25 protein-coding genes are annotated in these 23,398 nt (G+C 51.5%); 21 read left to right on the top strand and 4 right to left on the bottom strand.

Annotated features, from left to right (window positions below; translation table 11 throughout):
- The first annotated feature begins 15 nt into the window (after positions 1–15).
- Positions 16–1,272 carry a glycosyltransferase gene (locus LY85_RS04000; RefSeq protein ID WP_185741088.1) on the top strand — a complete coding sequence of 419 codons (1,257 nt, stop codon included), beginning with the start codon at positions 16–18 and terminating at the stop codon, positions 1,270–1,272.
- 54 nt (positions 1,273–1,326) lie between these two features.
- Here the strand turns inward: LY85_RS04000 and LY85_RS03995 are convergent, their stop codons facing one another.
- The gene (locus tag LY85_RS03995; RefSeq protein WP_141827946.1) at positions 1,327–1,692 is read right to left on the bottom strand and encodes a phage holin family protein; all 366 of its coding nucleotides are present in this window, start codon (positions 1,690–1,692) and stop codon (positions 1,327–1,329) included.
- A 205-nt stretch (positions 1,693–1,897) separates the two neighbouring features.
- Between LY85_RS03995 and ytaF the strand changes: the two genes are divergently transcribed.
- Positions 1,898–2,515 carry a sporulation membrane protein YtaF gene (gene ytaF, locus LY85_RS03990; RefSeq protein ID WP_141825551.1) on the top strand — a complete coding sequence of 206 codons (618 nt, stop codon included), beginning with the start codon at positions 1,898–1,900 and terminating at the stop codon, positions 2,513–2,515.
- A gap of 14 nt (positions 2,516–2,529) precedes the next feature.
- On the opposite strand, the gene LY85_RS03985 is transcribed toward ytaF, so the two are convergent.
- Complete coding sequence (locus LY85_RS03985; RefSeq protein WP_141825550.1) at positions 2,530–3,195, bottom strand: undecaprenyl diphosphate synthase family protein; 666 nt, start codon at positions 3,193–3,195, stop codon at positions 2,530–2,532.
- Positions 3,196–3,354: 159 nt separating this feature from the next.
- On the opposite strand from LY85_RS03985, the gene LY85_RS03980 reads away from it, so the two are divergent.
- The 19 genes from LY85_RS03980 (at position 3,355) to LY85_RS03890 (ending at position 22,237) form a co-directional block, all read left to right on the top strand.
- Positions 3,355–4,926, top strand: coding sequence for a spore germination protein (locus LY85_RS03980; RefSeq protein ID WP_141825549.1), 1,572 nt, complete (start codon positions 3,355–3,357; stop codon positions 4,924–4,926).
- Entirely contained in the window at positions 4,919–6,061 is a 1,143-nt protein-coding gene (locus tag LY85_RS03975; RefSeq protein ID WP_141825548.1) for a Ger(x)C family spore germination protein, read from the top strand. Before LY85_RS03980 ends, LY85_RS03975 begins: the two co-directional genes overlap by 8 nt.
- Before the next feature lie 18 nt (positions 6,062–6,079).
- Entirely contained in the window at positions 6,080–6,289 is a 210-nt protein-coding gene (locus tag LY85_RS03970) for a hypothetical protein (RefSeq protein WP_141825547.1), read from the top strand.
- 42 nt (positions 6,290–6,331) lie between these two features.
- Positions 6,332–7,432: an endospore germination permease gene (locus LY85_RS03965; RefSeq protein WP_141825546.1), complete on the top strand. Its 1,101-nt coding sequence runs from the start codon at positions 6,332–6,334 to the stop codon at positions 7,430–7,432.
- Between the two features lie 432 nt (positions 7,433–7,864).
- Positions 7,865–9,943 carry an NAD(P)/FAD-dependent oxidoreductase gene (locus LY85_RS03960; protein WP_141825545.1) on the top strand — a complete coding sequence of 693 codons (2,079 nt, stop codon included), beginning with the start codon at positions 7,865–7,867 and terminating at the stop codon, positions 9,941–9,943.
- Positions 9,936–10,916, top strand: coding sequence for a polyprenyl synthetase family protein (locus tag LY85_RS03955; RefSeq protein WP_141825544.1), 981 nt, complete (start codon positions 9,936–9,938; stop codon positions 10,914–10,916). Before LY85_RS03960 ends, LY85_RS03955 begins: the two co-directional genes overlap by 8 nt.
- A gap of 5 nt (positions 10,917–10,921) precedes the next feature.
- On the top strand, positions 10,922–11,824 hold the full coding sequence (locus LY85_RS03950) for a UbiA family prenyltransferase (protein WP_141825543.1): 903 nt from the start codon (positions 10,922–10,924) through the stop codon (positions 11,822–11,824).
- Positions 11,825–11,838: 14 nt separating this feature from the next.
- On the top strand, positions 11,839–12,228 hold the full coding sequence (locus tag LY85_RS03945; protein WP_141825542.1) for a NusG domain II-containing protein: 390 nt from the start codon (positions 11,839–11,841) through the stop codon (positions 12,226–12,228).
- 12 nt (positions 12,229–12,240) lie between these two features.
- Complete coding sequence (locus tag LY85_RS03940; protein WP_141825541.1) at positions 12,241–12,786, top strand: Gx transporter family protein; 546 nt, start codon at positions 12,241–12,243, stop codon at positions 12,784–12,786.
- A 21-nt stretch (positions 12,787–12,807) separates the two neighbouring features.
- Positions 12,808–13,875 (top strand): hypothetical protein, encoded by a 1,068-nt coding sequence (locus LY85_RS03935; RefSeq protein ID WP_141825540.1) that lies wholly within the window; start codon positions 12,808–12,810, stop codon positions 13,873–13,875.
- 78 nt (positions 13,876–13,953) lie between these two features.
- Positions 13,954–14,997, top strand: a complete 1,044-nt coding sequence (locus LY85_RS03930) for an FAD:protein FMN transferase (RefSeq protein WP_347562404.1) — start codon at positions 13,954–13,956, stop codon at positions 14,995–14,997.
- A gap of 44 nt (positions 14,998–15,041) precedes the next feature.
- Complete coding sequence (locus LY85_RS03925; RefSeq protein ID WP_141825539.1) at positions 15,042–16,742, top strand: menaquinone biosynthesis decarboxylase; 1,701 nt, start codon at positions 15,042–15,044, stop codon at positions 16,740–16,742.
- Positions 16,729–17,598, top strand: a complete 870-nt coding sequence (locus LY85_RS03920) for a UbiA-like polyprenyltransferase (protein ID WP_141825538.1) — start codon at positions 16,729–16,731, stop codon at positions 17,596–17,598. Before LY85_RS03925 ends, LY85_RS03920 begins: the two co-directional genes overlap by 14 nt.
- 11 nt (positions 17,599–17,609) lie before the next feature.
- Positions 17,610–18,197, top strand: coding sequence for a UbiX family flavin prenyltransferase (locus LY85_RS03915; protein WP_141825537.1), 588 nt, complete (start codon positions 17,610–17,612; stop codon positions 18,195–18,197).
- Positions 18,187–19,155: a MetQ/NlpA family ABC transporter substrate-binding protein gene (locus LY85_RS03910; RefSeq protein ID WP_141825536.1), complete on the top strand. Its 969-nt coding sequence runs from the start codon at positions 18,187–18,189 to the stop codon at positions 19,153–19,155. Before LY85_RS03915 ends, LY85_RS03910 begins: the two co-directional genes overlap by 11 nt.
- A 12-nt stretch (positions 19,156–19,167) precedes the next feature.
- Positions 19,168–19,971 (top strand): ATP-binding cassette domain-containing protein, encoded by an 804-nt coding sequence (locus tag LY85_RS03905; protein ID WP_141825535.1) that lies wholly within the window; start codon positions 19,168–19,170, stop codon positions 19,969–19,971.
- On the top strand, positions 19,952–20,707 hold the full coding sequence (locus tag LY85_RS03900; protein ID WP_243122475.1) for an ABC transporter permease: 756 nt from the start codon (positions 19,952–19,954) through the stop codon (positions 20,705–20,707). The genes LY85_RS03905 and LY85_RS03900 overlap by 20 nt, the downstream gene beginning before the upstream one ends.
- 331 nt (positions 20,708–21,038) lie before the next feature.
- Positions 21,039–21,599: a GNAT family N-acetyltransferase gene (locus LY85_RS03895; protein WP_141825533.1), complete on the top strand. Its 561-nt coding sequence runs from the start codon at positions 21,039–21,041 to the stop codon at positions 21,597–21,599.
- 89 nt (positions 21,600–21,688) lie between these two features.
- Positions 21,689–22,237, top strand: a complete 549-nt coding sequence (locus LY85_RS03890) for a flavin reductase family protein (RefSeq protein WP_141825532.1) — start codon at positions 21,689–21,691, stop codon at positions 22,235–22,237.
- Between the two features lie 12 nt (positions 22,238–22,249).
- Here the strand turns inward: LY85_RS03890 and LY85_RS03885 are convergent, their stop codons facing one another.
- Positions 22,250–22,834 carry a nitroreductase family protein gene (locus LY85_RS03885; RefSeq protein ID WP_141825531.1) on the bottom strand — a complete coding sequence of 195 codons (585 nt, stop codon included), beginning with the start codon at positions 22,832–22,834 and terminating at the stop codon, positions 22,250–22,252.
- 39 nt (positions 22,835–22,873) lie between these two features.
- Positions 22,874–23,398, bottom strand: a complete 525-nt coding sequence (locus tag LY85_RS03880; protein ID WP_141825530.1) for a nitroreductase family protein — start codon at positions 23,396–23,398, stop codon at positions 22,874–22,876.

The following is a 23,398-nucleotide window of genomic DNA, read 5'->3' as shown; positions in this document are numbered from 1 at the left end:
CACAAGAAAGCGGTGATGAATACGGAACCTGTACCAGCAAAACCGGAAGACCGGCACACGCCGGTCGTGAGCGTTGTCCTGCTCGCTTACAACCATCTCAATTATACGAAGCTGTGTGTGGAAAGCCTGTTCCAATATACCTCCCATATCGATTTTGAGCTGATTACCGTCAATAACGGCTCCACGGACGGGACGGAAGAGTTCTTCAACAGCCTGCCCAACAGTAAAAAAATCAGTTTTCCCGAAAATGTCGGGGTGGACAAAGCAGTTAACTGCGGGTTCAGAATCGCACAGGGAAAATATACCCTGAATCTGAGCAACGACATTGTCGTTACCGCCCACTGGCTTGACAACCTGATCGCCTGTATGGAGTCCGATGAAAAAATCGGAATGGTCGTGCCCGTGTGCAGCGCGTCCTCCAACGGGCAGCAGGTGGACCTTCCTTATCAGTCGATTCCCGAAATGCAGCGGATCGCTCAGGCGTACAACGGGAGCAACCCGTGCCTCTGGGAAGAGAAGATGAAGCTTGTCACCTATACCTGCCTGTTCCGCACGAGCCTGCAGAAGGAACTGGGCGGATTCGACGAGGATTTTAACCCCGGGGCCTATGACGACGACGCCATCAGCTTCCGTATCCGCAGAAAGGGTTATAAACTCATTTTGGCGAAAGACACGTTTGTGCATCATTTCGGTTCCGTGACCTTTAATGCGGAATATGCAAAAAACAATCTGGCGCAAAGAAATCTGAACCTGTTTATCAGCAAATTCGGCGTCCATCCGTGGCAGGCCGCTTTTACCGACGGTACGCTTCTGACCGTGCTGAACTACGACGGCGGCAGCGGCAAAAACATTCTGGGAATCGGCATGTCCTGCGGCGCGACCCTGCTTCAGATCAAAAATTTATTAAAGGAAAAGGGCGCGGCCGACATCAGGCTGTATTATCTTTCCGGAAGGGAAGATAACATGGCCGACCTTTCCTCCATCTGCGAATATTGTGCGCATGCGGATATGGATGCTCTGGTGCCTCTGTTCGGTTCAAGAACCTATGACATCATCGTTCTGGAAAGCGAAATGGATCAAGTCGGCGACCTGGAGGGACTGATCGGTGACCTGAAAGGAATTCTGAAGGACGGCGGGCAGATTGTCTGTACCGCGCCGACGGAAGAGCTTCATGCGCGTATCAAAACGCTTTTCGGGAGTCTGGGGATGGCTGAGATAAAGAGTGCCCGCGGCTATTATTATTGTTTTTTAAATCAAAAGACGGAGGTCTGAAAAGCGTTTCGCTTTTCAGACCTCCTTTACAAATGTTTCAGGAATTGCTCCATGCTACATGACTCTGACTGGAAATACCGCATCGACAATGCCGATGACCAAAGCACCCAGAATGGCGCCGATAATCGAAACGCTCATACCGGGGACTAAAAATTGTGCGACGTAGATGATAATTGCGGATATAATAAATCCTTTCAATCCCTTCCCAAAGGGAGCTGCGTCCACTTTCATCATCTTTTCCACCAGATAGTCAATCACGCTGATGACTACTGCAGCAAGCAGGAATGACCATAATCCTCGGATGGAAAAGCCCGGGGTCAAAAACGATACGACTGCAAGAACGACTGCTGTAATAATCATTCGGCCAAACCAGCGGAGAAATTCCGAACCGTTTGACTGCGTTGAATGCTCGGTATCCATATGCCCTTCGTGTGTCATTTATTCATCCCTCCTGTACCGCACGCAAAATGGATTTGGTACGGACAGATATAGTTTTGACGAAATACCGCTGCGATATCCTTTACGGCGGCTGACAGTTATTGTTAAGTTGTTATTCGTTAAAAAAATTCAATCACACAAATTTACCGCCAACATTATTATGGTATAAATAATGTTTTGGCGGTGAGTGAATTTGTATCTGATATCCGTATTATTATTTGCGCTGTCGGCAAACCTTGACAATTTTACCGTGGCAATCACTTTTGGAATGCGGAAAATTAAAATGGATTTTTTTGTTAATTTTCTGATTGCCGTTATCACAGGGGTCGGCACCTTCCTTTCCATGTGGATCGGTGGGATCATCGGCCGGTTTTTCCCCGCGTCGGTATCCAATACGCTTGGCAGCGTTATCCTGATTCTCATCGGACTTTGGTTCCTCAAGGATTTCTTTAAGAAACCGCGGGAGGAGAACGAAGCCGGGCAGGAGGAAAAGGTGAATCTCAATACCATGCTCAAAGACCCTGAAAAAGCGGATCTGGACAGTTCGGGAACGATCGATGTCAAAGAGTCCGCGATCCTGGCTCTGGCGCTGACCATCAATAATTTCGGCATGGGCGTCGGCGCAAGCATCTCGGGGCTGAACATATGCGCCACAACGATTTTTACATTTCTGATCAGTATGTTTTCCATTACCCTGGGGTATCGTGTGGGAAGGGGCTGCATTCCGAAGTCGCTTTCCCGGTTTGTTCCGCTGATTTCGGGCGGGATCGTCATTGCGCTCGGAATTTTTGAGATGCTGATCTGATCCTGTGCCGAAAATCAGCCGCCGAGGGTGACATCCTGGTCCTGATACCATGCAAGGGCCCGATAAAACTGCTCGGGCTTGAAATCCGGCCAAAGCTCGTCCAGCACATAAATGTCCGCATAGATGGACTGAATGGGCAGAAAACCGCTCAGGCGGCGTCTTCCTCCCCAGCGGATGATCAAATCGATTCTTGAAATATCGGAGGACGCGATCGTATTTGCCATGTTGCCGCCGATGCCGGCCTCGCTGTTTTTCAGGGAGCAGTTTAAATCCCAGTTCCATCCGTAGTTCACAAGGAAATTGACTTTCATAAGGCCGCGGCCGAAACGCACCCTTTTGGAATAAGGCAGAAGCTCTTTCGGGAATAACGGCGATTCCGTATTGCCGACGATTAATAGGTCGGCATCCTGATTGGCAAGGTTCATAACCGCGTCCACACAGGCGCTCTGAAAGGCTTTTGTCTGAACGGACGGACGCTTCGTGTTGTCGATGGTGAAGCCGTAGAAAGTCATTTCCTGAATCCCGAGCTCAAGGCAGGTCTTATAGAGCTCAAATCCCGGTGTAATGCCGAATTTGTAGCCGTCCTGTTTTTCATATCCGTTCTTTTCAGCCCATCGTCTGTTGCCGTCCGGAATAATCCCAATGTGCCGGGGCAGTCTGCTGAAAGATAACCTGTTCATTTTTCTCTCCGATTCGTTTGATTTTCAAAGAATAGTCTGCATAAAACAGAAACAATTATACTCAAACAAGGGCAGAGCTTTGTGGAACTTCAGGCAATTTACATATTTTCTCACGATGATGCAATAATAAAAACAATTGTTTCACGCGGAGGATCGGATATGTTTCATTTTTCATCAAAGCGAAAAAACGCGGTTGTAACAGAGCAGGTTGAGCATCTCAATCAGAAGCTGGACGAAAATCAATTGGGCCGTTCTTTGGACGCCAATGTGGAAATCATGAAAAAGCTTTTTACCGATGTGGACATCCTGATTGTCAGATATTTTCAGAACAACCATGACAAAAACCTGAAATACTGCATCGTCTATTGCGACGGCGTGGTCAATTCCGAGATCATCAACGAAAATATCATCAAGCCGCTGATGCTCTCCGACGCGGCGAGCGGGCATCCGGACGGGCATCTCGTTGACGATCTGGTCGAAAATGTCGTTTTCATCAACGAAATTAAAAAGACGAAGGAAATGAAAGAAATTGTGGAGGCCGTCACCTACGGCGACACCATTTTATTTGTGGAGGGCGTGGAGGAAGCCGTTATTCTGAATTCCAAAGGATTTATGACCCGCTCGATGGACGAGCCGGAGAATGAAAAAATCCTTTCGGGACCCAGGGAAGGGTTTAACGAGTCCCTGCTCCAGAATCTTTCTCTGATCCGCCGCAAAGTGCGCACCAATGAGCTGAAAATGAAATTTACCACGATGGGAAGAGTTACAAGGACCAAAACCTGTATCTGCTATATCGATAAAATTGTCAACAAAAAAATTCTGAAAGAGCTTTACCGCCGTCTTGAATTGATCGATATCGACGGGGTCTTGGACACCAACTACATTACCGAGCTGACAAGGGATTCCATGTGGTCCCCCTTCCGCACGACGGGGTATACGGAGCGTCCAGACGTCGTCGTGGGAAAGCTTCTGGAAGGCAGGATCGCCATTTTCCTGGATGGAACGCCGGTCGTCCTGACCGTTCCTTATCTTTTCATTGAGAATTTTCAGAGCAGTGAGGACTATTACCTGAGCTTTTACTACACTTCGCTGTCGCGGTTTGTGCGCCTCGCGGGATTTCTTCTGACAATTGCCGTCCCGGCGCTTTATGTTGCGATTGTGGCGTTTCAGCAGCAGATGCTGCCTACCCAGCTTTTAATCAGTATCGCCAGTTCCAGAAAGAGCGTGCCGCTGCCCGCCGCCGCGGAAGCATATATTATGCTTGCCGTGTTTGATATTCTGCGTGAAACCGGAATCCGTATGCCTTCCAACATCGGACAGCCGCTCAGCATTGTCGGCGCTCTTGTGATCGGACAAGCCGCAGTGGATGCAAAGCTGGTGGCCGCTCCGATGATTATTGTCGTTGCGCTTACGGGGATCACCGGGCTGCTGGTCCCTAAAATGAACGCGCCGGTGATTTATATGCGCCTGTTCCTGCTGTCGATGGCTACCTGCTTTGGTCTGTTCGGATTTGTTCTGGGCCTTTCGGTCGTATTCATTCATATTCTGAATCTGCACTCGTTTGGGATTCCTCAGCTTACCTTCAGCGGATCGCTTCAGTTCCAGGAAATCAAGGATACCTTTATCAGGGCGCCGTGGTGGGAAATGCTTACAAGGACAAAGTCGATGACAAACAATCTTGTACGAATGAAAAGCAGCCACGGAGAAAGCAACGGAGGAAATCATGGGTAAGAAGATAGCCTGCGTGGTGCTGAGTTTTGCGCTGCTGTTTTCCCTGTCGGGCTGCTGGAGCTACCACGGGCTGAATGAAATCACGATCGTCGCGGCGGTGGGAATTGATCTTGATCCGGCCACTCAGGAGTATTTGCTCAGCTGCGAGGTGATTGATCTGACCGCGACGGAACAGGGAGAAGGAACCAAGGCCAAACTTGTGGAGTCACGGGGAAAAACGGTGATGGACGCGGTCAGAAATGCGAAGAAAAGGCTGCTCAATAACCTGTATTGGGGCAATAACGAGATCCTGGTCGTAGGGAGTGAGGTTGCCAAAAGCGGTAAGCTGGACAATGTGCTTGTCTGGTTTCTATCCGATGAGGAATGCCGTGAAACGGTAGGGGTTATCGTTTCGGAGGAGAAAACAGCCAAAGATATTCTCACCCTCTATGGGCTTGACAATTCGGTTATCGCCTATGAAATCAAGAAGATTCTGGATGATGACCAGAGCACCGTGGGAACCATCCAAAGCGTCCAATTGTACCGCGCGTTCAGCACATTGAAAAGCGAGGGGCATTCCCTTACCCTTCCGGTTTTCCGCAACGTCGAAAATGATGAGCAAACGGTCGTGGAAGCAGATGGCGAAGCGGTCTTCAAGGGGAATAAAATGGTGGGGCGTCTGCCTCCGGAGGAGAGCAGATATTATTTGTTTGCAGTGGACGGCCTTCACGGCGGAATCCTGACCGTATCCTCTACGGAGCAGAATAACCCGGACATATCTCTCGAAATTTCAAAAAGCACAACGAAAGCTTCCTATTCTTATTCGGGCGGGAAGCTGAAGGTGACGCTTCAGATCGAGACCGAGGCCTTTGTGGACGAGTCCGAAGCGGATACGGACCTGCTGGATGAAAAAACGATCGGCAAAATTGAGCAAAAAGCACAGGAAATGATCAAAGAGAAGACCGAGGACGTTATTCGGAAGGTTCAAAAGGAATATAACTCGGATATTTTTGGATTTGGCGAAATGATCTATAAAAAAGATCTGACGCTTTGGAAGCAGCTGAAACCGCAATGGGATAAGATTTTTCCGACTATCCAGGTTGAAGTGCAGTCCCAAGTGAAGATAGTCAATACCGCTTTTCTCAAGCACAGTTGAAAGTGGGTGTTCGCCTTGATGACCTTTATTGTAATCGGTTTATATCTGGTAATTATTCTCATCGATTTTGTTCCCGTTGTAAAAAACGGTGAAAAAAAGATAACGTGGATTTATTCGATACTGCTCACGGTCAGTTTTTGCGTACTGATCCTGTATACGTTCGACATCGTGCTCCCCGGTCCCTCCGGCCCCATCCGGCAGATTGTTGAAAGTTTTTATAAGCCGTAAAATACTAAATGCGGCGATTAACTTGGAAAGGAACAGGTTCCGATGAAGAAACAGTATCTCTCAATGCGTCAGGCCATATGCGTTATGGTTGTCTATATCTGCGGGAGCAGCGTAGTACTGGGAGGAAACTCCGAAGCGGGGCAGGATTCCTGGATTGCTCTGCTCCTGTCGCAGGTGATTGCAATTCCGATGGTTCTGATCTATGCAAAAATCATCAAACTGTTTCCGGAAAAAAATATTTTTGAAGTGGCGGAAATCCTGTTCGGAAAAATTGCCGGTAAAATCGTAACCGCTCTGATTGCCTGGTATGCCCTTCATCTGGGCGCGTTGGTTCTTCGGAATTTTTCCGAGTTTGTCGAAATAACGGCGATGCCGGAGACCCCCCAGCTTGCACTGATGATTGTTATGATTCTGGTCACCACCTATATGGCCAGGAGCGGTGCGGAAGTTTTGGGAAAATGGTCGCTGGTGAGTCTGGTGATCATTGTTTCCATTATGTTTCTTACGGTCATACTGCTGTACAATCGCTTGGACATGAATAATTTCATGCCTGTTATGGAACACAGTACAAAAGCGATTCTGACAGGTTCCTATGAGATCTTTACTTTCCCGTTTGTTGAAACGGTGCTGTTTCTGTCTCTGGCGGATTATGTGAAAAAGGAAGACAGTCCTTTTAAAATATATGTATGGGCCGAAGTGCTGGGGGCCCTGATTATGCTGATTGTCGCACTGAGAAATATTGCGGCGCTGGGCGCGGCCATGCTGAAAGTGGAGACTTTTCCCTCTTATTCGGCCGCCAGAATCATCAGTATCAGCGACTTTCTTGCAAGAGTGGAAGGCTTTATCTCAACGAACTTCATTTTGGGCGGAATCACCAAAATTACCGTTTGTCTTCTGGCGGCCTCCAAAGGGCTGGCCAGCCTGTTCAATATACGGGATTGCAAGAAGCTGGTGCTCCCGGTCAGCCTTTGTATGCTGGCCCTGTGCAGCATCGTTTACCGCAACACTATGGAAATGATTAACTTTTTGGACATTTATAAAATTTATGCCATTCCTTTCCAGATCGTTATCCCGGTCATGATCTGGATAGGCGGTGAGATAAAAGCGCGTGTAAAGGAAGGAACGGCAGAAAAACCCGCGTAAACAGCAATTGCCGGAGGAAAAAGAACCCGATCCCCCGCTGCACGTTAAACCGCGCTCAGCGAGGGATTTTTTCAGGGATGGATTATTTTGCACAGAATTTTTAGAGGTATGGAATAGAAATTTGAAAATTTTTTTGAAGAGTTAAATTTTTATCGTATGTCTCATGATATGAAAGCGATTTCAGGAAGGAAACAATTTTACCGCCGTTTTCTTAATAAAATAATATTAATTCCTATTATTTACATTCATAAATTTGTCTCATTCGATGGTATTGCTTTATTTTTCCAACATTATAGCGGCATTATTTATCAATTTACGCATATTGACTTATTGAAATTGCTTGTTATAATATTGTCGAGGTATGTTTTATATATATTAGGATTCTTGTCAGGTTTCCCTGTAAATTATTCTTTATTTTGAAAGAGGATTGCTATGGAGAAAAAAATCGTTATTATCGGTGCGGGTTATTCGGGGCTGCTGACCGCGAAAAAATTGGCCAAACGGCTGAAAAAGCAAGAGAATGTCAGCATTACCATTATTGATAAAAATCCGTTCCACACCATGCTGACCGAACTGCACGAGGTGGCTGCCGGACGCGTAGATGAAGACAGTATCAAGATCAGCCTCAACAGGGTTTTTGCCGGAAGAAAGGTAAACGTCAAGCTGGATACGATTCAGTCCATTGATTTTGAGCAGAAGTCCGTAACCGGAGCCAGCGAAAGCTACAGCTACGATTATCTTGTGCTTGCGGCCGGTTCCAAACCCTCTTTTTTCGGTATCCCGGGAGCGGAGGAATACGCCCACACGCTGTGGTCGTATGACGACGCCGTGCATCTGAAGGATCATATCCAAGAGTTCTTCAGAAAGGCCGCCCGCGAGACCAGCCTGGAAGAAAAGAAAAAGCTGCTTACGTTTTATGTCGTGGGCGCGGGTTTTACGGGAATTGAAATGGTGGGAGAGCTGGCCGAGTATGTACCGGTCCTCTGCGACAAATATGAAATAGACCGTTCCCTTGTCACGATTTACGACGTGGATGTTCTGCCGCGCATCGTGCCTATTTTACCTGACAAACTTTCCAACAAAATAGAAAGACGCCTTTCCAAAATGGGCGTTGGTCTCAAGCTGAACGCCGGCGTTGTCAGCATTGGCGAGGACTACATTGAAATCAAGAGCGGCGAGACGGTGACCCGCGAAACTGCCGGCACCGTGATCTGGACCGCGGGAATCGAAAGCGCAGAAATCGCGGGCGAGGCGGCCAAGGTGCTCCAGTCGGCCCGCCGCGGAAGAATCCAGACCGACGCTTATCTGCGTTCCGTGGATAATCCGAACGTCTATGTCGTCGGCGACGATATCCTTTATACGCCGGAAGGCGAAAAGATGCCGGTCCCGCAGCTGGTCGAAAACTGCGAGCAAAGCTCCGGCGTCGCCGCGAAAAATATCATCGTTGCCCTTACCGGCACGGGCGAAATGGAAGAGTACAAACCGAAATTTCACGGGGTCATGGTTTGTGTGGGCGGCCGTTACGGCGTTGCCCATGTCGGTCTGCCGAACCACATGTTCAACCTTCCGTCCTTCCTCGCCATGTTCGCAAAGCACTTTATCAACATCATCTATTTCATTCAGGTGCTTGGCTGGAACAAGATTTTCAGCTATATGAAGCATGAGTTCTTTACGGTGCGCCACGACAGAAGCTTTGTCGGCGGCCACTTCTCCAATAAAACCCCGAGCTTTTTGCTCGTCGCTCTCAGAATCTGGCTGGGTATGGTCTGGCTGTATGAAGGCGTCATGAAGATTGTGGAAGGCTGGTTTATTTCTCCCCAGCTGACCGGCTTCTTCGGCGGCGCGACCACATGGTACAACACCATCCTGAACGGCGCGGCTGCCGGCGGCACCACACCGGACGCGACAAGCAGCGCAACCACCACTGCGGCCACCGGTGCGGTGAATGTAGTAAATGCGGTAGCCGGAGCGGCTTCCGTTGCGGTAGACGCGATTTCCTCCGCTACGTCGGGTGCCGCCGATGCGGCCGGTCAGGCGGCGGGTGCCGCTGCTGCTGCGGTCGGGCAGGTTTTGATGAATTTCAGCTTCCTCGGCTGGTTCCAGGTAATCTTTGTAAGCGGCAAGGAGCTGGCAAAATCCACTCTGAACGATCTGGCATTCAAACTTGACGTGCCGCTGATGAACTGGTTTGTCAAAACGTTAATTCTTCCAAATCCCAAAGTACAGCTTTTTATGCAGATTTTTATTGTGGTTGCGGAAATCCTGATCGGCCTGTCGCTGATCGGCGGCCTGTTTACCACGCTTTCCTCCGGACTTTCGCTGGTTCTTCAGGTCATGTTCGTCTGCACGACGGGCCTGTATCTCAACACCTTCTGGATGATCTTCGCGGCAATCGCGGTCCTGATCGGCGGAGGCAGGGTCTTTGGATTGGACTATTACGCGATGCCGTATCTGAAAAAGCACTGGAAAAATGTGAAATTTGCAAGAAAGTTATATATTTACAATGATTAATGAACACACTGCAGAAAATGCCGCAGTTGAATTTCTTACTTTCGACGACGCGGCGGAACAGGTAAAACAGGAGGTGGGCAGATTGCTGTCCGCCTCTCCTAAACCCATCCGCAATTATACGCAGCATCTGACTCTTTCATGGGGCAAGTTCCTTCGTTCCCGTGCTTTGCTTGCCTGTGCCGAAAACAGGGAAGGCCTGCTTCATCCCAATGCGGTGAAGCTCGCTTCCGCGATAGAGGTTCTGCACTTGGCCACGCTGGTGCACGACGACGTCATTGACAACGCCGATCTTCGCAGGGGCTTTGTCACTCTCCAGAAAAAATACGGAAAGCGCACCGCCGTCATCTGCGGGGACTATCTTTTCTGTCTGGCTCTGGAACAGGCTGCTTCCATACCGAACAAGAGGGACTATCTGGACTTCAATATTCCCGATTACATGACCAGAATCTGTCTGGGTGAGCTGAGGCAGAACCAGAACAATTACAATCTGGACCTTTCCGTTGCGAGCTATCTCAGGATTATCTCCGGGAAAACCGCAGCCCTCTTTGAAGCTTCCTTTTACGCGGGGGCGATCCTCTGCGAGGAGGAGAAGGATGCGGTGGAGAAATACATGCGCCTTGGCCATCTGATCGGCATGATCTTTCAGCTTACCGACGACTGCATCGACTTTGAAGCGCCGCGGCAGCTGGCCAAAAAGCCGGTCCAGTCCGACTACGAGCAGGGCGTCATCACCCTTCCGCTGATTTATGCGTTTCAGACGCGCGCCGCTTTTAAGGAAAAGGCGAGGGCGGAAAAGATTTCCAGAGAGGAAATCAATGCCGCTGTGGAAGAAACGGGCGGCCTGAGCTACACAAAGACAGTTTCAAAAAAGTATTACGACAAGGCCTTTAAAATGATCCGGGAGCTTGGCGCTTCCGAAAATAAAAAAGAAAGGCTTCAGTCTATTTTGGATAAAGCTTACCGCGGGTTATAAAAACGATGCTGAAAAGGTTTTTGAATTTTGTGGAGCTGCGGACGAAAATCACCAGCGTCTTTGCCTTTTTGATGGCGCTTGCGTATCTTTTTTACAAAAAGCAGCCGGTAAACTGGACATTGACCCTGCTCTTTTTCGGTTCCATGCTTCTCTTTGATTTAACCGCTACGGCGATCAATAATTATGAGGGGGCCAAAACGGCCGGGGAGCTCCTGCCTTTCCGCCGCCCGACAGCGAAGGCAATCATTTTTCTGCTGCTTTTGGTCAGTACGGCTTTGGGGCTGGCTCTGGCCTTTCTGACGGACGCGGTCGTGCTGCTTTTGGGCGGGCTGTGCTTTCTGTTCGGAGTGCTCTATTCGTGGGGCCCGGTTCCCCTTTCCCGTCAGCCGCTGGGGGAGCTTTTTTCCGGCGTGTTTTACGGGCTCTTCATCCCTTTCCTGTTACTGTACATCAATATGCCCGCGGGAACCTTTCTTACCTTTGCGTTTGATTTTCAAACGGTTCATCTGGATTTGAATCTTTTTCCGCTTTTTTCGCTCGCGCTGCTTTCGGTAACGCCGGCCTGCGCGACCGCAAATATTATGCTCGCCAATAACCTGTGCGATCTGGAAAAAGACATTGGGGCAAAGCGATACACGCTCCCGTATTATCTTGGCGAAAAAGCTTTGTCCGTATTCGCGGGGCTGTATTCCGTTTCGTATGTCTCGGTTGTCGTGATGGTGTTTTTGAAAATCCTGCCTTCTGTCTGCCTGTTATCCCTGTTGACGATCGTTCCCATCAGGAACAATGTTAACCGGTTCAAAAAGAAACAGCAGAAAGAGGAGACGTTTGTCCTTTCGGTCCAAAATTACGTCATCCTTGTGGGTGCCAACAGCCTGCTGATTTTTATCGGCGGTTTTTTTAACTGAGGCGGAGTTTATCGATGAAATTTGTCAAAAAAACCGATCTTGTGATTCTTGCCGTTGCGCTTGTGGTCTGTGCGGCCGCGTGGTTTTCCTATCAGTCCATCGTTGGGAAGAAAGCGGCGAAAGCCGAGATCTACTACAAATCGGAGCTGGTGGACACGGTCGATCTGACGGCGGGAGTGGATAAGCGCTTTTCAATTGAGCAAAATAAGAATGTGATTTTTCACGTTTTTAAAGATGGCAGCATTTGCTTTGAGGAATCCAATTGCCCGGATAAAGTTTGCATCCACGCGGGAAGGCTCCACACAATCGGTGAGAGCGCGGCTTGCCTTCCGAACGGCATCGTAATGAAAATAGTGGCAAAGGATCAGCGCAGTTCGGACGATCTGGATGCTGTGATTGGATGAGGAAAACAAAGAATGGCTGAAGACAAAAATCTGACGAAACGTGAGATCAACTCCCTGAGGATCAAACGGATGGTTCTGACGGGCCTTCTTTTTGCGGTGGTTCTCGTGCTGTCCGTCGTTGAGAACCAGCTGCAGATTCCCGTGCCGGTTCCCGGCGTCAAGCTCGGGCTGTCCAATATTGTGGTGATGTATTCCCTTTTTTTCGTTGAAAAAAAGGAAGCGCTGCTTCTGGCGGTGCTGAAATCCATCTTTGTGTTTCTGACCAGAGGCGCGGTTGCGGCGCTGCTGAGCTTTTGCGGCGGCCTTCTTTCCGTATTGGGCATGATCCTGTTTCTGTTTCTCTTCAAGGAAAAAATCTCTTACCTGATGATTAGTATTCTGGGCGCAGTCTTTCACAATATCGGGCAGATTGCTGCGGTTTCCCTTTTATATACGAATCTTTTTCTGTGGGCGTATGCCCCCGTGCTGTTGCTGTCGGGCGTGATAGCGGGCGCGGCGACATCCGCCCTGCTCAAGGTTACTCTGCCGGCTTTAAAAAAGGTCGGCTTCAGTAAATAAATTGAAATTTTGGAGGAAAATATGAAAAAAGCACTAGCAGCGTTTTTAGCCGCAGCGATTACCGCAGTCAGCTTTGCGGGATGCGGCACAACCACCACGGCCAGCTCCGCCGCGGCTTCTCAGCCCGCCGTGAGCTCACAGGCCGCTGAATCGACCCCGGCGTCCGGTACATGGAAAACAGGTCTCGCCGTCATTACGTCCATCGGCAGCTCTACGGACGTCAAGGACGGTAAGGGCCTTGCAGAGGCGGATTCCACAGTAGTGGCCGTTGCGGTAGACCAGGACGGCAAAATCGCGAAATGCCTGATCGACGCGGTTCAGACGAAAGTCCAGTTCTCCGACGCAGGAAAAATTCTGACCCCGCTTGACACCGTTGTGAAGTCCAAGCAGGAACTCGGTGCAGAGTACGGCCTTGGCAAAGCTTCCGGCATCAAGAAGGAATGGAACGAGCAGGCTGACGCGTTTGCAAGCTATGTAGTCGGCAAAACAGCGGACGAGGTCAAGGGCATTGCCGTTAACAGCGAGGGCAAAGCAACCGATAAGGAGCTGACCGCATCCGTTACCATCCATGTCGGCGACTTTATCGCCGCCGTTGAAAAGGCAGTCGCCAATGCAGCCGATAACGGCGCAAAAGCGGACGACAAGCTGGGCCTCGGCATTGAGACCAGCATTTCCGGCTCCAAGGATGCCGGTACCGAAGACGGCCTTGCGCAGGCTTATTCCTATTACACCGTTACCACCACCGGCGCCGACGGCAAAATCACCAGCTGCATCATCGACGCTTCCCAGACCAACGTAAACTTCTCCAAAGCGGGCAAGATTACGTCCGACCTGAAGGCGGAGCAGAAGACGAAGAACGAGCTGGGCGACGCTTACGGCATGAAGAAGGCTTCCAAGATCGGCAAAGAGTGGAACGAAGAAGCCGCTGCCTTTGCAAAGTATGTAGTCGGCAAAACGCTGGACGAAGTCAAGGGGATTGCTGTTGACTCCGAAGGCAAAGCGACCGATAAGGAACTGACCGCATCCGTTACCGTGCATGTCGGCGATTTCATCAAGGTTATCGATAAGGCTGTTTCCGGCGCAAAATAACGGGAAAGCTCAATTCACAAAGTGATTCGCGAGAGGTAGATTCATTTCTACCTCTCCATTTTTTGAGGTGGAAAACTGGTGAAAAAACTGATTTCGGCGATTCTCGCCATGGCGCTGATCGTTCCGCTTCCGGCCTGCAATACCAGTAAGAAAACACGCTATGAAGCGCAATTTTTACAGCTTTTCGACACCATGACGGAAATTGTGGCTTATACGGAAACCAAAGAGGAGTTTACAAACCTTTCCAATTTGATTTATAATAATCTAAAGGTTTACCACGAGCTTTACGATATTTATAATGATTACCCCGGCGTCAGCAACATCAAAACGATCAATGACAACGCGGGGAAGAAGCCGGTCAAGGTGGATAAGAAGATTATCGATATGCTTCTGCTGGGCAAAAAGGAAAGCGCGGACAACAGCTCCGCCTTCAATATCGCGCTGGGTCCGGTGCTGAAAATATGGCACCAGTACCGGGAAGCGGGGATAAACGACCCGGAGAACGCGGCCCTGCCCCCCATGGCCGACCTGAAGGAAGCCATGAAGCATACGGATGTCAGCAAGGTCGTTATCGATGAAAAAGCTTCCACGGTATACCTGGAGGACCCGGAAATGAGCCTGGACGTCGGCGGGATCGCAAAGGGCTACGCTACGGAGCAGGTGGCGAAAATCGCGATGGAACACGGCTACAAGTCCGCGCTTCTCAGTGTGGGCGGCAATGTGCGGGCCATCGGCGACAAGGGCGTCAATCAGGAAGACTGGAATATCGGGATTCAGAACCCGGATAAGGAAAGCGAGAAAAAATCCCTCTGCACGATCAATATCAAGGATGAATCTGTTGTGACCAGCGGGATTTACGAGCGGTATTATACGGTGGACGGCAAGACCTACCACCATATCATAGACCCTAAAACGCTGATGCCGTCTACTTATTTTAAAGCCGTCACCATCATTACGCCGGATTCCGGTATGGCGGATATTTACTGCAAGCTGATTTTCAACGTCCCTTACGAGCAGGGGTTGGCTTATATCAGGACGCTGCCGGATACGGAGGCGCTTTGGGTGCTTCCGGACAACGAGATCAAATACAGCGACCATTTTCAGAAATATATCAAGAGCTGAATTTCACGGATTCAAAAAGTATTGAGCAAATGGGGAATGCGCGGATGGCATACAAAGGCCTTCAGAGTTTTATCAGAAAACTGGAAACGAGCGGGGAGCTGAAGAAGATCGACGCGCCCGTGTCGCCCGAGCTGGAAATTACGGAGATCACCGACCGTGTTTCCAAAGCCAACGGCCCTGCCCTGCTGTTCCAGGAGGTAAACGGGTCAAGGTATCCCGTCCTGATGAACGCGATGGGGAGCTATCAGAGAATGAGCATGGCTTTGGGCGTGGAAAAGCTGGACGACATTGCGGACGATATTCAGAAGTATCTGGACATCGTCAACCGCCTGTCCGTTCCCCGGCTGATCAAAAGTGTTCCCCGGCTCTTCCGTCTGCTGAGCGCGTTTCCGCGAAAAAGTCTGCTTCGGGGAGAATGCCAGCAGGTGGTGGAAAGGTTTGTGGATTTGTCCTCCCTGCCCGTTTTGAAGTGCTGGCCGCAGGATGCGGGGCCGTTTATTACGCTTCCCGTCGTCTTTACGCGGGACCGGAAAACGAAGCGGCAGAACGCCGGGATGTACCGCCTTCAGGTCCTTGACAGCACCACCACCGCGATGCACTGGCACAAGCATAAGGACGGCTCCGAAATCTACCGCGGCTACGCGGAGCAGAACCTGAAAATGCCGGTTTCGGTCGCGCTGGGGTGCGACCCCGCCGTTTCCTACTCGGCGACCGCGCCGCTGCCGAAAATGCTGGATGAAATGATGCTGGCCGGATGGCTGCGCAGGAAAAGGGTCAAAATGGTCAAATGCATTACGAATAACATCTATGTTCCCGCGGATGCCGAATTTGTGCTGGAAGGTTACGTTGACCCCGCGGAAGAACCGGTGCTGGAAGGGCCGTTCGGCGACCACACAGGCTATTATTCCCTTGCGGATTATTATCCGAAATTTCATGTAACCTGTATCACCCATAAAAGGGAAGCCGTCTATCCCGCCACGGTTGTGGGCAAGCCGCCGATGGAGGACTGCTATATGGCAAAGGCGACGGAGCGTATTTTCCTCCCGCTGCTGCGGATGCAGATTCCGGAGCTGGTGGACCTGAATCTGCCGCTGGAAGGAGTTTTTCACAACTGCGCCATTGTTTCGATCAAAAACAAATACCCCGGCTGCGCGCGCAAAGTGATGAACGCGGTCTGGGGCATGGGGCAGATGATGTATACGAAGCTGATTGTCGCCGTGGACGAATCCGTGGACGTTCAGAACCTGGCCGCCGTGCGGGATGCGGTGCTGAAAAATGTCAGCGGGCCGCAGAGCCTGATTTTTTCGGAAGGCCCGCTGGACGCGCTGGATCATTCCTCCAACCGAGCGCTGTACGGGTGCCGGCTGGGAATCGATGCCGCCAGCCCCGCGAGAGGCTACAACGACGAGGTTACCGATACGTTCAGGATTCTGCCCGTCCGCAAGGACCGCCCGGGAAAGGGCAGGGAGCTGGTCGAAAATTACCTTTGGAACCACCCGGACAAGTTTGTGATCGTGGTGGACGAGGATGTGGATACGAGGGACCTTTCCACCGTTATGTGGAAGGTGTTCAATAATATAGACGCCAAAAGGGACGTTGCGGTCATTGATTTCAAAATCGGTGTGGACGCTACGAAAAAATGGAAGCAGGAGGGCCTGACCCGCCCCTGGCCGGATGACATCGTCATGACGGACGCAATGAAGCGGCAGGTCGACAAAAGGTGGAACGAATATGGGATTGACTAAAATCATCGATAAGATTCAATCATACGGCAAGCTGGTCATGTTTTCGCACACGATTTTCTCTTTCAGCTTTGCGCTGGTTTCCATGGTGCTGGCCGCGAACGGCCTTCCCGGAGCTTCCACCGTCTTTTGGATCGTGGTCTGCTTCCTGGGCGCGCGCACGGGCGCGAACGCCGTCAACCGCGTGATCGACGCAAAGATCGACGCGAAAAACCCGCGCACGGCCGGACGCCAGATTCCAAAGGGAGAAATGAAAAAAGGCGAGGTTGTTGTGTTTACCGCGGTCTGTTTCCTCGTTATGCTGTACGGAGCGTACCGGCTGAACTGGGTCTGTTTTGCCCTGTCCCCGGTCGCTTTGTTTTTGCTGATTATTTACTCCTACTGCAAGCGGTTCACTTTTCTGTGCCACCTGATTCTCGGCGTCACCTGCGCCTGCGCGCCGGTCGGCGCGTGGCTTGCCGTCACGGGAAAGCCCGCGCTGGTCCCGCTCGTTATGGGCGCCGCCAATACTCTGTGGGTCGCCGGGTTCGACATTATCTACGGCTCGCAGGATTATGACTTTGACAGGCAGAACGGGCTGCATTCCATCCCCGTTGCCTTCGGCGTGAAAAACGCCCTGCGTATTGCCATGCTGTTCCACATCATCACTCTGATCTGCCTCGTCGTTATCGGCCTTCTTGTGCCGCGGTTCGGCGTGATCTATTATGTAGGTGTGGCGGTCATCGCCGCCCTGTTCACCGCGGAGTACCGGATGGTGTCTCCCGACAATCTGATCCATGTCAATATTGCGTCCTACAGCGTGAACCAGCTCGTGAGCATCGTCCTGCTGGTGTTCGGGCTTCTGGATGCGTTTATTTAGGAAGGGATAACATGAAGAGAATCATCGTGGGAATCACGGGGGCGAGCGGAAGCGCGTATTTTCTGCGCGTGATGGAAGCGCTGTCGCGGCAGGAGCTGGAAATCCATCTGATTGCTTCCGAACAGGGCCGCAAAGTGCTGACCTATGAAACCGGGGCGGTTCTGGAGGAAAAGCTGCGGCTTTGGAGCGGCGAAAGGGCAGAGATCGTTCTGGAGGACAACGAAAACATGTTCTCCCCGGTCGCGAGCGGCTCTTTCCGGTGCGACGCCATGGTGATTCTGCCGTGCTCCATGTCTACCGTGGCCGAAATCGCCTGCGGCATCACCAAAACGCTTCTGACCCGTGCCGCCGACGTCATGATCAAGGAAAAACGCAGGCTGGTGCTGGTCCCCCGGGAAACGCCGCTGTCGACGGTTCACCTCAGAAGAATGGCCGAGCTTTCGGAACTCGGCGTGACCATCCTGCCCGCCATGCCCGGGTTTTACGGGCATCCGCAGACTTTGGACGAGATCGTCGGTTTTGTCGCGGGCAAGGTGCTGGACAGCCTTGAAATTGAAAACGATTGTTATCAAAGGTGGAAAGGAAATCATGAAAAATAAAATCATAGCAGTTTTTGTTCTTTTGTTAATGGCGTTCACCGCGGGATGCGCACCGCAGCAGGCAGCAGGCAGTACATCGGGCAGCGTGTCCGGCGGTAAGGAGAAACCGCTCATCCGCATCGGGATGATGTCGTCCTCCGACGTGATTCCTTATGTGCTAATCAATGAAAACAAGCTTGCCGACAAATACGGCTTCCAGCTCGATCTGGAGGTCTTTACCTCCTCAAAAGACCGGGACGCCGCTTTGCAGGCAGGGGAACTGGACGGCGTGCTGACCGATTTTATCGGGGTCTGCATGTATCAGAACGCCGGACTGGACGTTAAAATCACCGGGATTACCGACGGGGACTACATCCTTGTCGCCGGTAAGGATACGGGCATCAAGGACATCAGCCAGATCAAAGGAAAAAGCATCGCGATCTCCGAGAAAACGCTGATCGAATACACGCTGGAAGATATTTTAAGCAATAATGACATGACCGGCGACGACGTTGTGAAGGAAGTGGTCCCGAAAATTCCGGACCGTCTGGAGCTTCTGCGCAACAAAAAAATCGACCTCGGCCTGCTGCCGGAGCCCTTTGCCACCCTGGCGCTGAACGACGGCGCCGTTTATCTGGGCAGCGCGAACCAGTTCGGGCTGTACCCGGCGGTTTCCGCGTTTTCAAAGACCGCGCTGGACAGCAAGGCCGACGCGATCCACAAGCTGTATCAGGCTTATAATGAGGCCGTGGACTATATGAACCATACGGATATCCGCAAATATGAAAAAACCGTGATCAAGGCGGTGGGGTACCCGGAGGAAATGATCGGCAAGATCACGGTGAAGCCCTTCCGTACCAGTAAGCTCCCCACCAAGGCGGAAGTGGAGAACGCCGTGCAGTGGGCGAGCAAAAAGGGCCTCTGCAAGCCGACCCTGCAGTATGATCAAATGGTGTATGACGTTTATTCCGAATCGTAACGGCGGAATTTTATGGAGAGCAAGATGCTTGTAATCGATAAGGTAACGGTCAGCTACAAAACAAAAAAAAGCAGAACGCCGGTGATTGAAGGGCTCTCCCTGCAAATAGAGGAAGGGGAGGTCCTTGCCGTACTCGGGCCTTCCGGCTGCGGAAAGTCGACGCTGATCAACGCGCTGGCGGGGATGCTCCCTCTGGACGGCGGCAGCGTGGACAGCGTGACCAGTGGCGAAAAGCGGCCTCTGAATCCCAGAACGCATAAGATCGGGGTGATTCCCCAGAACTGCGGGCTGCTTCCGTGGAAGACGGTCGGGGAAAACTGCCTGCTTCCGCTCAAGCTCCGCAGAGAGCCCGTCACCGAAGAGCGCAGGCGGGAGATCAGCGGAATCTGCGACGCGCTGGATGTTTCGCGGCTGCTGCGCCGGTATCCCGCGCAGCTCAGCGGCGGACAGGTCCAGCGCGCGGCGCTCGCGCGGGCGTTTATTTTCAACCCCGACCTGCTTCTGATGGATGAGCCCTTTTCCGCGCTGGACGCGATTACCCGACAGGACGCGCGGGAGCTGTTTTTACGGATCTGGAAGCGGAACAGGCCGACCACGATTCTGGTGACCCACAGCATTGAAGAGGCGCTGTATCTGGGAAACACCGTTGCGGTCATGGGGAACCGCCGCGGGGTGCTCCGGTATTCGATGAAAAATCCTTATTTCGGGCAATCCGACCCGGAGGCGGTGGATTACCTGACAGCGAAACGGGTTCTTCATGAAAAACTGGGGCCGGAGGGCGAAAGGCGGGGCGATATTGAACAGACTGCTGAATAAGTGCCTGCTGTTTTTGCAAGGCTTTCTGCTTTTAAATGTCCTCTGGTTTCTGGCGTATCTTTTGATGCGCACAACGGTCATTCCGGACCCGGCGGTCATTTACCGGAATTTCGGCACCGCTTTTTCCAATCATATTTTCCTCCATATCCTCGCCAGCCTGAAAAGAATCGCGGCCGGTCTGGGCCTCTCTCTTGCGGTGGGGGTGCCGGTCGGCATCCTGATGGCGTATTCCGGGAGCGCCAACAAGATTCTGTACCCGCTCATCTATTTCAGCTACCCCATTCCCAAGACGGCCTTTCTGCCGGTCGCCATGATTCTGTGGGGTATGCGGGACGGCTCCAAGGTGGCCATTATTTTTCTGATCATTGTCTTTCAGGTGATTGTTGCCGCCAGGGACAGCGTCCGCAACATCGACCCTTCCGTTTATCTGGTAACCGTCAGCGCGGGAGCGGGCCCCGCGCAGATTATCCGGCATATCACGCTGCCCGCCATTTTGCCGGAGCTGTTCACCAGCATCCGCGTTTCTCTGGGAACCGCGGTATCCGTCCTGTTTTTTGTGGAGGGCTACGGAACAAAATACGGCATGGGCTATTACATTCTGGATGCGTGGTCAAGAATTGATTATATCGATATGTATACGGGAATTATCGTGATTTCCATTGTAGGCTTTGCCCTGTTTGTCGCCATCGATCTGCTTTCGGATCTGCTGTGCAGGTGGAGCCGGCCGCTCGGGTGATGAGCCGGGTTCCCGCTTGGAGCATCCTGTGGCAGGCATCATTTTCATAATTCCCTGCCATCATTTACATTTGCAAACCCGCCCTTTTTTTAGTAAAATAGTGGGGTGCTATGAGAAATGAGTAATTTGGGCCCAGAGATAGTAATAAGTCTTCCGGATGAAAGTTTCTTGCGATATGCCGCTCCGTTATGGGGGCGGCATGTTTGCTTTTATTATAAAAATTATGATCATGCTGATTTCCAATTCCCACAAATCGTGGTAAAATAAAGAAAAAAGACGCTCAGTCATCCTTTGTTTTGATAGGATCACTCAGCGGAAGGAAGAACCTGATATGGATAAAACGATCACCATTCGCATGGCCTCGGAATCGGACGCGCAGCAGATACTGGACATTTACGCGCCGTATGTTACGGATACGGCGTTTACATTTGAATATGATGTACCGGCCATCGAAGAATTTACGCAGAGAATCCGCAATATCCTGAAAAAATATCCTTACCTGGTGGCGGTGCGGGACGGCTCCGTCGTCGGTTATGCTTATGCCTGCGCGTTCAAAGGGCGCGCCGCCTATGATTGGGCGGTGGAGACCACGGCCTATATCAAAAGGGACTGCAAGGCGAAAGGAACCGGCAAAAAGCTTTATCAGGCGCTGGAAGAAATTTTAAAGCAACAGAATATCATCAATCTCAATGCCTGCATTACCTGTTCCAATACGGAAAGCGTCGGCTTTCATGAGCATCTGGGATACAAAACCGTCGCGCATTTTACCAAGTGCGGATATAAATTTCACACCTGGTACGACATGATCTGGATGGAGAAAATGATCGGAGAACATGTTGAGAACCCGGACCCGTTCGTCCCTCTTCCGCAGCTCGCGCTGCTGAAAGGGTAAAAGAAAGCAAATAAAACTGCTCCAAAAAGCGGCGCTCTCTGAAGCAGTTTATCGTTGATATTAAGATAATAAAAGAAGGCGGTGGGAAAATGTCTCTGACGGAACTTCCGATTGAAAAGGCCTTTATGCTGATTGAGCCGGGACCGGTGCTGCTGGTCACCACGCACGACAAAGGCCGCAATAATGTGATGACCATCTCCTGGCACATGGTGATGGATTTTACCCCCCAGATTGCCCTGACGACGGGCCCGTGGAATTATTCCTTTCAGGCGCTCAGGTATACCGGGGAATGCGTGCTTGCGGTTCCCACGGTAGACCTTGCGGAAAAGGTGGTCGAAATCGGCGACTGTTCCGGCGAACAAACGGACAAGTTTGCGAAGTTCGGGCTTACGCCGCTGCCCGCCACTCAGGTAAAAGCTCCGCTGATTGCGGAATGCCTCAGCTGTCTGGAATGCCGCGTAACGGACTATCTGGAACCGCAGGGCATCTTCCTTCTGGAGGGCGTACGCGCCTGGATGGATTACGACCGGAAAGAACGACGGACCTTTCATGCCAACGGCGACGGCACCTTTGCGGTGGACGGAGGCACGATCGATCTGCGCAGTCTCATGGAGGATAAGCTGCCGCCCGGCGTATGAAAGGAAAGTCCCTTATTTGATAATGCGGATAGTCCCTTCTTTGCGCGGCGGGGCGGCTGACTCCGCGCCGATATACCCGATCGCGGCCGCGGAGCAGATGGTGTGTTCTCTGGGAATCCCGAGCTGAAACAGAAATTCGCGCACACCGGGGTCACTTCTCAGCCAGTGCAGCTGATTGATGTAGCAGGTGCCCAGTCCGATCGACTGTGCGGCTAAAAAGATGTTTTCCAGTGCAAGCGCGCAGTCCGCCATGGCGTTTTCGTAATCCGGCCGGTTCGACGCGACAACAAGGGTCGGTGCATGGTAATAAAAATTGTAGTTTTCCTTTTCCGAGCTGGATTTGGCCCTGACTTTTCCGGGATAATTGTCGTCCGGAACCCAGTTCTGGAAGCCTTCTTTCACCACTTCGTTCAATTGAAGCAGGGTTTCTCTGTTTTGAACAGCGGTAAACAGCCAGCTTTGGCTGTTGCTTCCGCTGGGCGCCCAGATTGCGGCGTCGAGCAGAGTTTCCAGCTGTTCGGGCTCGATCTGGCGCTCCTGGAACCGGCGGGTGCTTCTGCGCCTGTGGATGCAGTCCAGCACTTCATTTTGAATCATAGGAAATCCTCCTGACTTTTGTTTTGAAAAGCCTGTATATCAGGAAAACCGGTTGTAAAATACGGTTTCCTCCACAGGCTTTCTGCTTGGGTGCAGTTTGGGGTTCGGTTCGGCGTCATCCGCGGGGTATCCCAGCGGGAACAGGGCGACCGGCACCAGATTTTCCGGAATGGAAAAGGCTTTTATCACGGCGTCGGGATCAAAATGCCCGACCCAGGTGGTACCCAGCCCAAGCTCGGCGGCCTGCAGCATCATGTGGGTGCCGACGATGCTTGCGTCGACATCTCCGCTGTCTTTACTGTCGTAGCTGCGTTTCCAGCTTGCCGTATTGTCGTAGCAGACCAGCAGCGCCATCGGTGCGTCGAAATGGTACCGGGTGCAGCCCTTCAGCTTTGCAACCGCTTCCTCACTATCAATGACTAAAATTTTCTGCGGCTGATTATTACAGGCGGTCGGGGCCAGCCTGCCCGCTTGCAGCACAAGGTCGAGTTTTTCTTTCTCCACCGGTTTTTCGCTGAATTTGCGAAGGGAATACCGGTCCTGTGCAAGTTCTATGAATTTCAT

Origin of the sequence: Clostridium sp. KNHs216 (genome assembly GCF_006714885.1) — a bacterium.
GTDB lineage: Bacteria > Bacillota > Clostridia > Oscillospirales > Acutalibacteraceae > Caproiciproducens.
Note: the sequence above shows the minus strand (reverse complement) of the source record. Positions and strands in the feature narration are given on the sequence as shown.

What these genes read in the sequence shown, in the direction of transcription:
- LY85_RS03885 (WP_141825531.1), bottom strand. Translation starts at nt 22,834, where the DNA reads ATGATTCAAAATGAAGTGCTGGACTGCATCCACAGGCGCAGAAGCACC.
- LY85_RS03995 (WP_141827946.1), bottom strand. Translation starts at nt 1,692, where the DNA reads ATGGATACCGAGCATTCAACGCAGTCAAACGGTTCGGAATTTCTCCGC.
- LY85_RS03985 (WP_141825550.1), bottom strand. Translation starts at nt 3,195, where the DNA reads ATGAACAGGTTATCTTTCAGCAGACTGCCCCGGCACATTGGGATTATT.
- LY85_RS03895 (WP_141825533.1), top strand. Translation starts at nt 21,039, where the DNA reads ATGGATAAAACGATCACCATTCGCATGGCCTCGGAATCGGACGCGCAG.
- LY85_RS03945 (WP_141825542.1), top strand. Translation starts at nt 11,839, where the DNA reads ATGAAATTTGTCAAAAAAACCGATCTTGTGATTCTTGCCGTTGCGCTT.
- LY85_RS04000 (WP_185741088.1), top strand. Translation starts at nt 16, where the DNA reads ATGAATACGGAACCTGTACCAGCAAAACCGGAAGACCGGCACACGCCG.
- LY85_RS03950 (WP_141825543.1), top strand. Translation starts at nt 10,922, where the DNA reads ATGCTGAAAAGGTTTTTGAATTTTGTGGAGCTGCGGACGAAAATCACC.
- LY85_RS03975 (WP_141825548.1), top strand. Translation starts at nt 4,919, where the DNA reads ATGGGTAAGAAGATAGCCTGCGTGGTGCTGAGTTTTGCGCTGCTGTTT.
- LY85_RS03905 (WP_141825535.1), top strand. Translation starts at nt 19,168, where the DNA reads ATGGAGAGCAAGATGCTTGTAATCGATAAGGTAACGGTCAGCTACAAA.
- LY85_RS03920 (WP_141825538.1), top strand. Translation starts at nt 16,729, where the DNA reads ATGGGATTGACTAAAATCATCGATAAGATTCAATCATACGGCAAGCTG.
- LY85_RS03960 (WP_141825545.1), top strand. Translation starts at nt 7,865, where the DNA reads ATGGAGAAAAAAATCGTTATTATCGGTGCGGGTTATTCGGGGCTGCTG.
- LY85_RS03910 (WP_141825536.1), top strand. Translation starts at nt 18,187, where the DNA reads ATGAAAAATAAAATCATAGCAGTTTTTGTTCTTTTGTTAATGGCGTTC.
- LY85_RS03890 (WP_141825532.1), top strand. Translation starts at nt 21,689, where the DNA reads ATGTCTCTGACGGAACTTCCGATTGAAAAGGCCTTTATGCTGATTGAG.
- LY85_RS03970 (WP_141825547.1), top strand. Translation starts at nt 6,080, where the DNA reads ATGACCTTTATTGTAATCGGTTTATATCTGGTAATTATTCTCATCGAT.
- LY85_RS03940 (WP_141825541.1), top strand. Translation starts at nt 12,241, where the DNA reads ATGGCTGAAGACAAAAATCTGACGAAACGTGAGATCAACTCCCTGAGG.
- LY85_RS03915 (WP_141825537.1), top strand. Translation starts at nt 17,610, where the DNA reads ATGAAGAGAATCATCGTGGGAATCACGGGGGCGAGCGGAAGCGCGTAT.
- LY85_RS03880 (WP_141825530.1), bottom strand. Translation starts at nt 23,398, where the DNA reads ATGAAATTCATAGAACTTGCACAGGACCGGTATTCCCTTCGCAAATTC.
- LY85_RS03980 (WP_141825549.1), top strand. Translation starts at nt 3,355, where the DNA reads ATGTTTCATTTTTCATCAAAGCGAAAAAACGCGGTTGTAACAGAGCAG.
- LY85_RS03965 (WP_141825546.1), top strand. Translation starts at nt 6,332, where the DNA reads ATGAAGAAACAGTATCTCTCAATGCGTCAGGCCATATGCGTTATGGTT.
- LY85_RS03955 (WP_141825544.1), top strand. Translation starts at nt 9,936, where the DNA reads ATGATTAATGAACACACTGCAGAAAATGCCGCAGTTGAATTTCTTACT.
- LY85_RS03925 (WP_141825539.1), top strand. Translation starts at nt 15,042, where the DNA reads ATGGCATACAAAGGCCTTCAGAGTTTTATCAGAAAACTGGAAACGAGC.
- LY85_RS03935 (WP_141825540.1), top strand. Translation starts at nt 12,808, where the DNA reads ATGAAAAAAGCACTAGCAGCGTTTTTAGCCGCAGCGATTACCGCAGTC.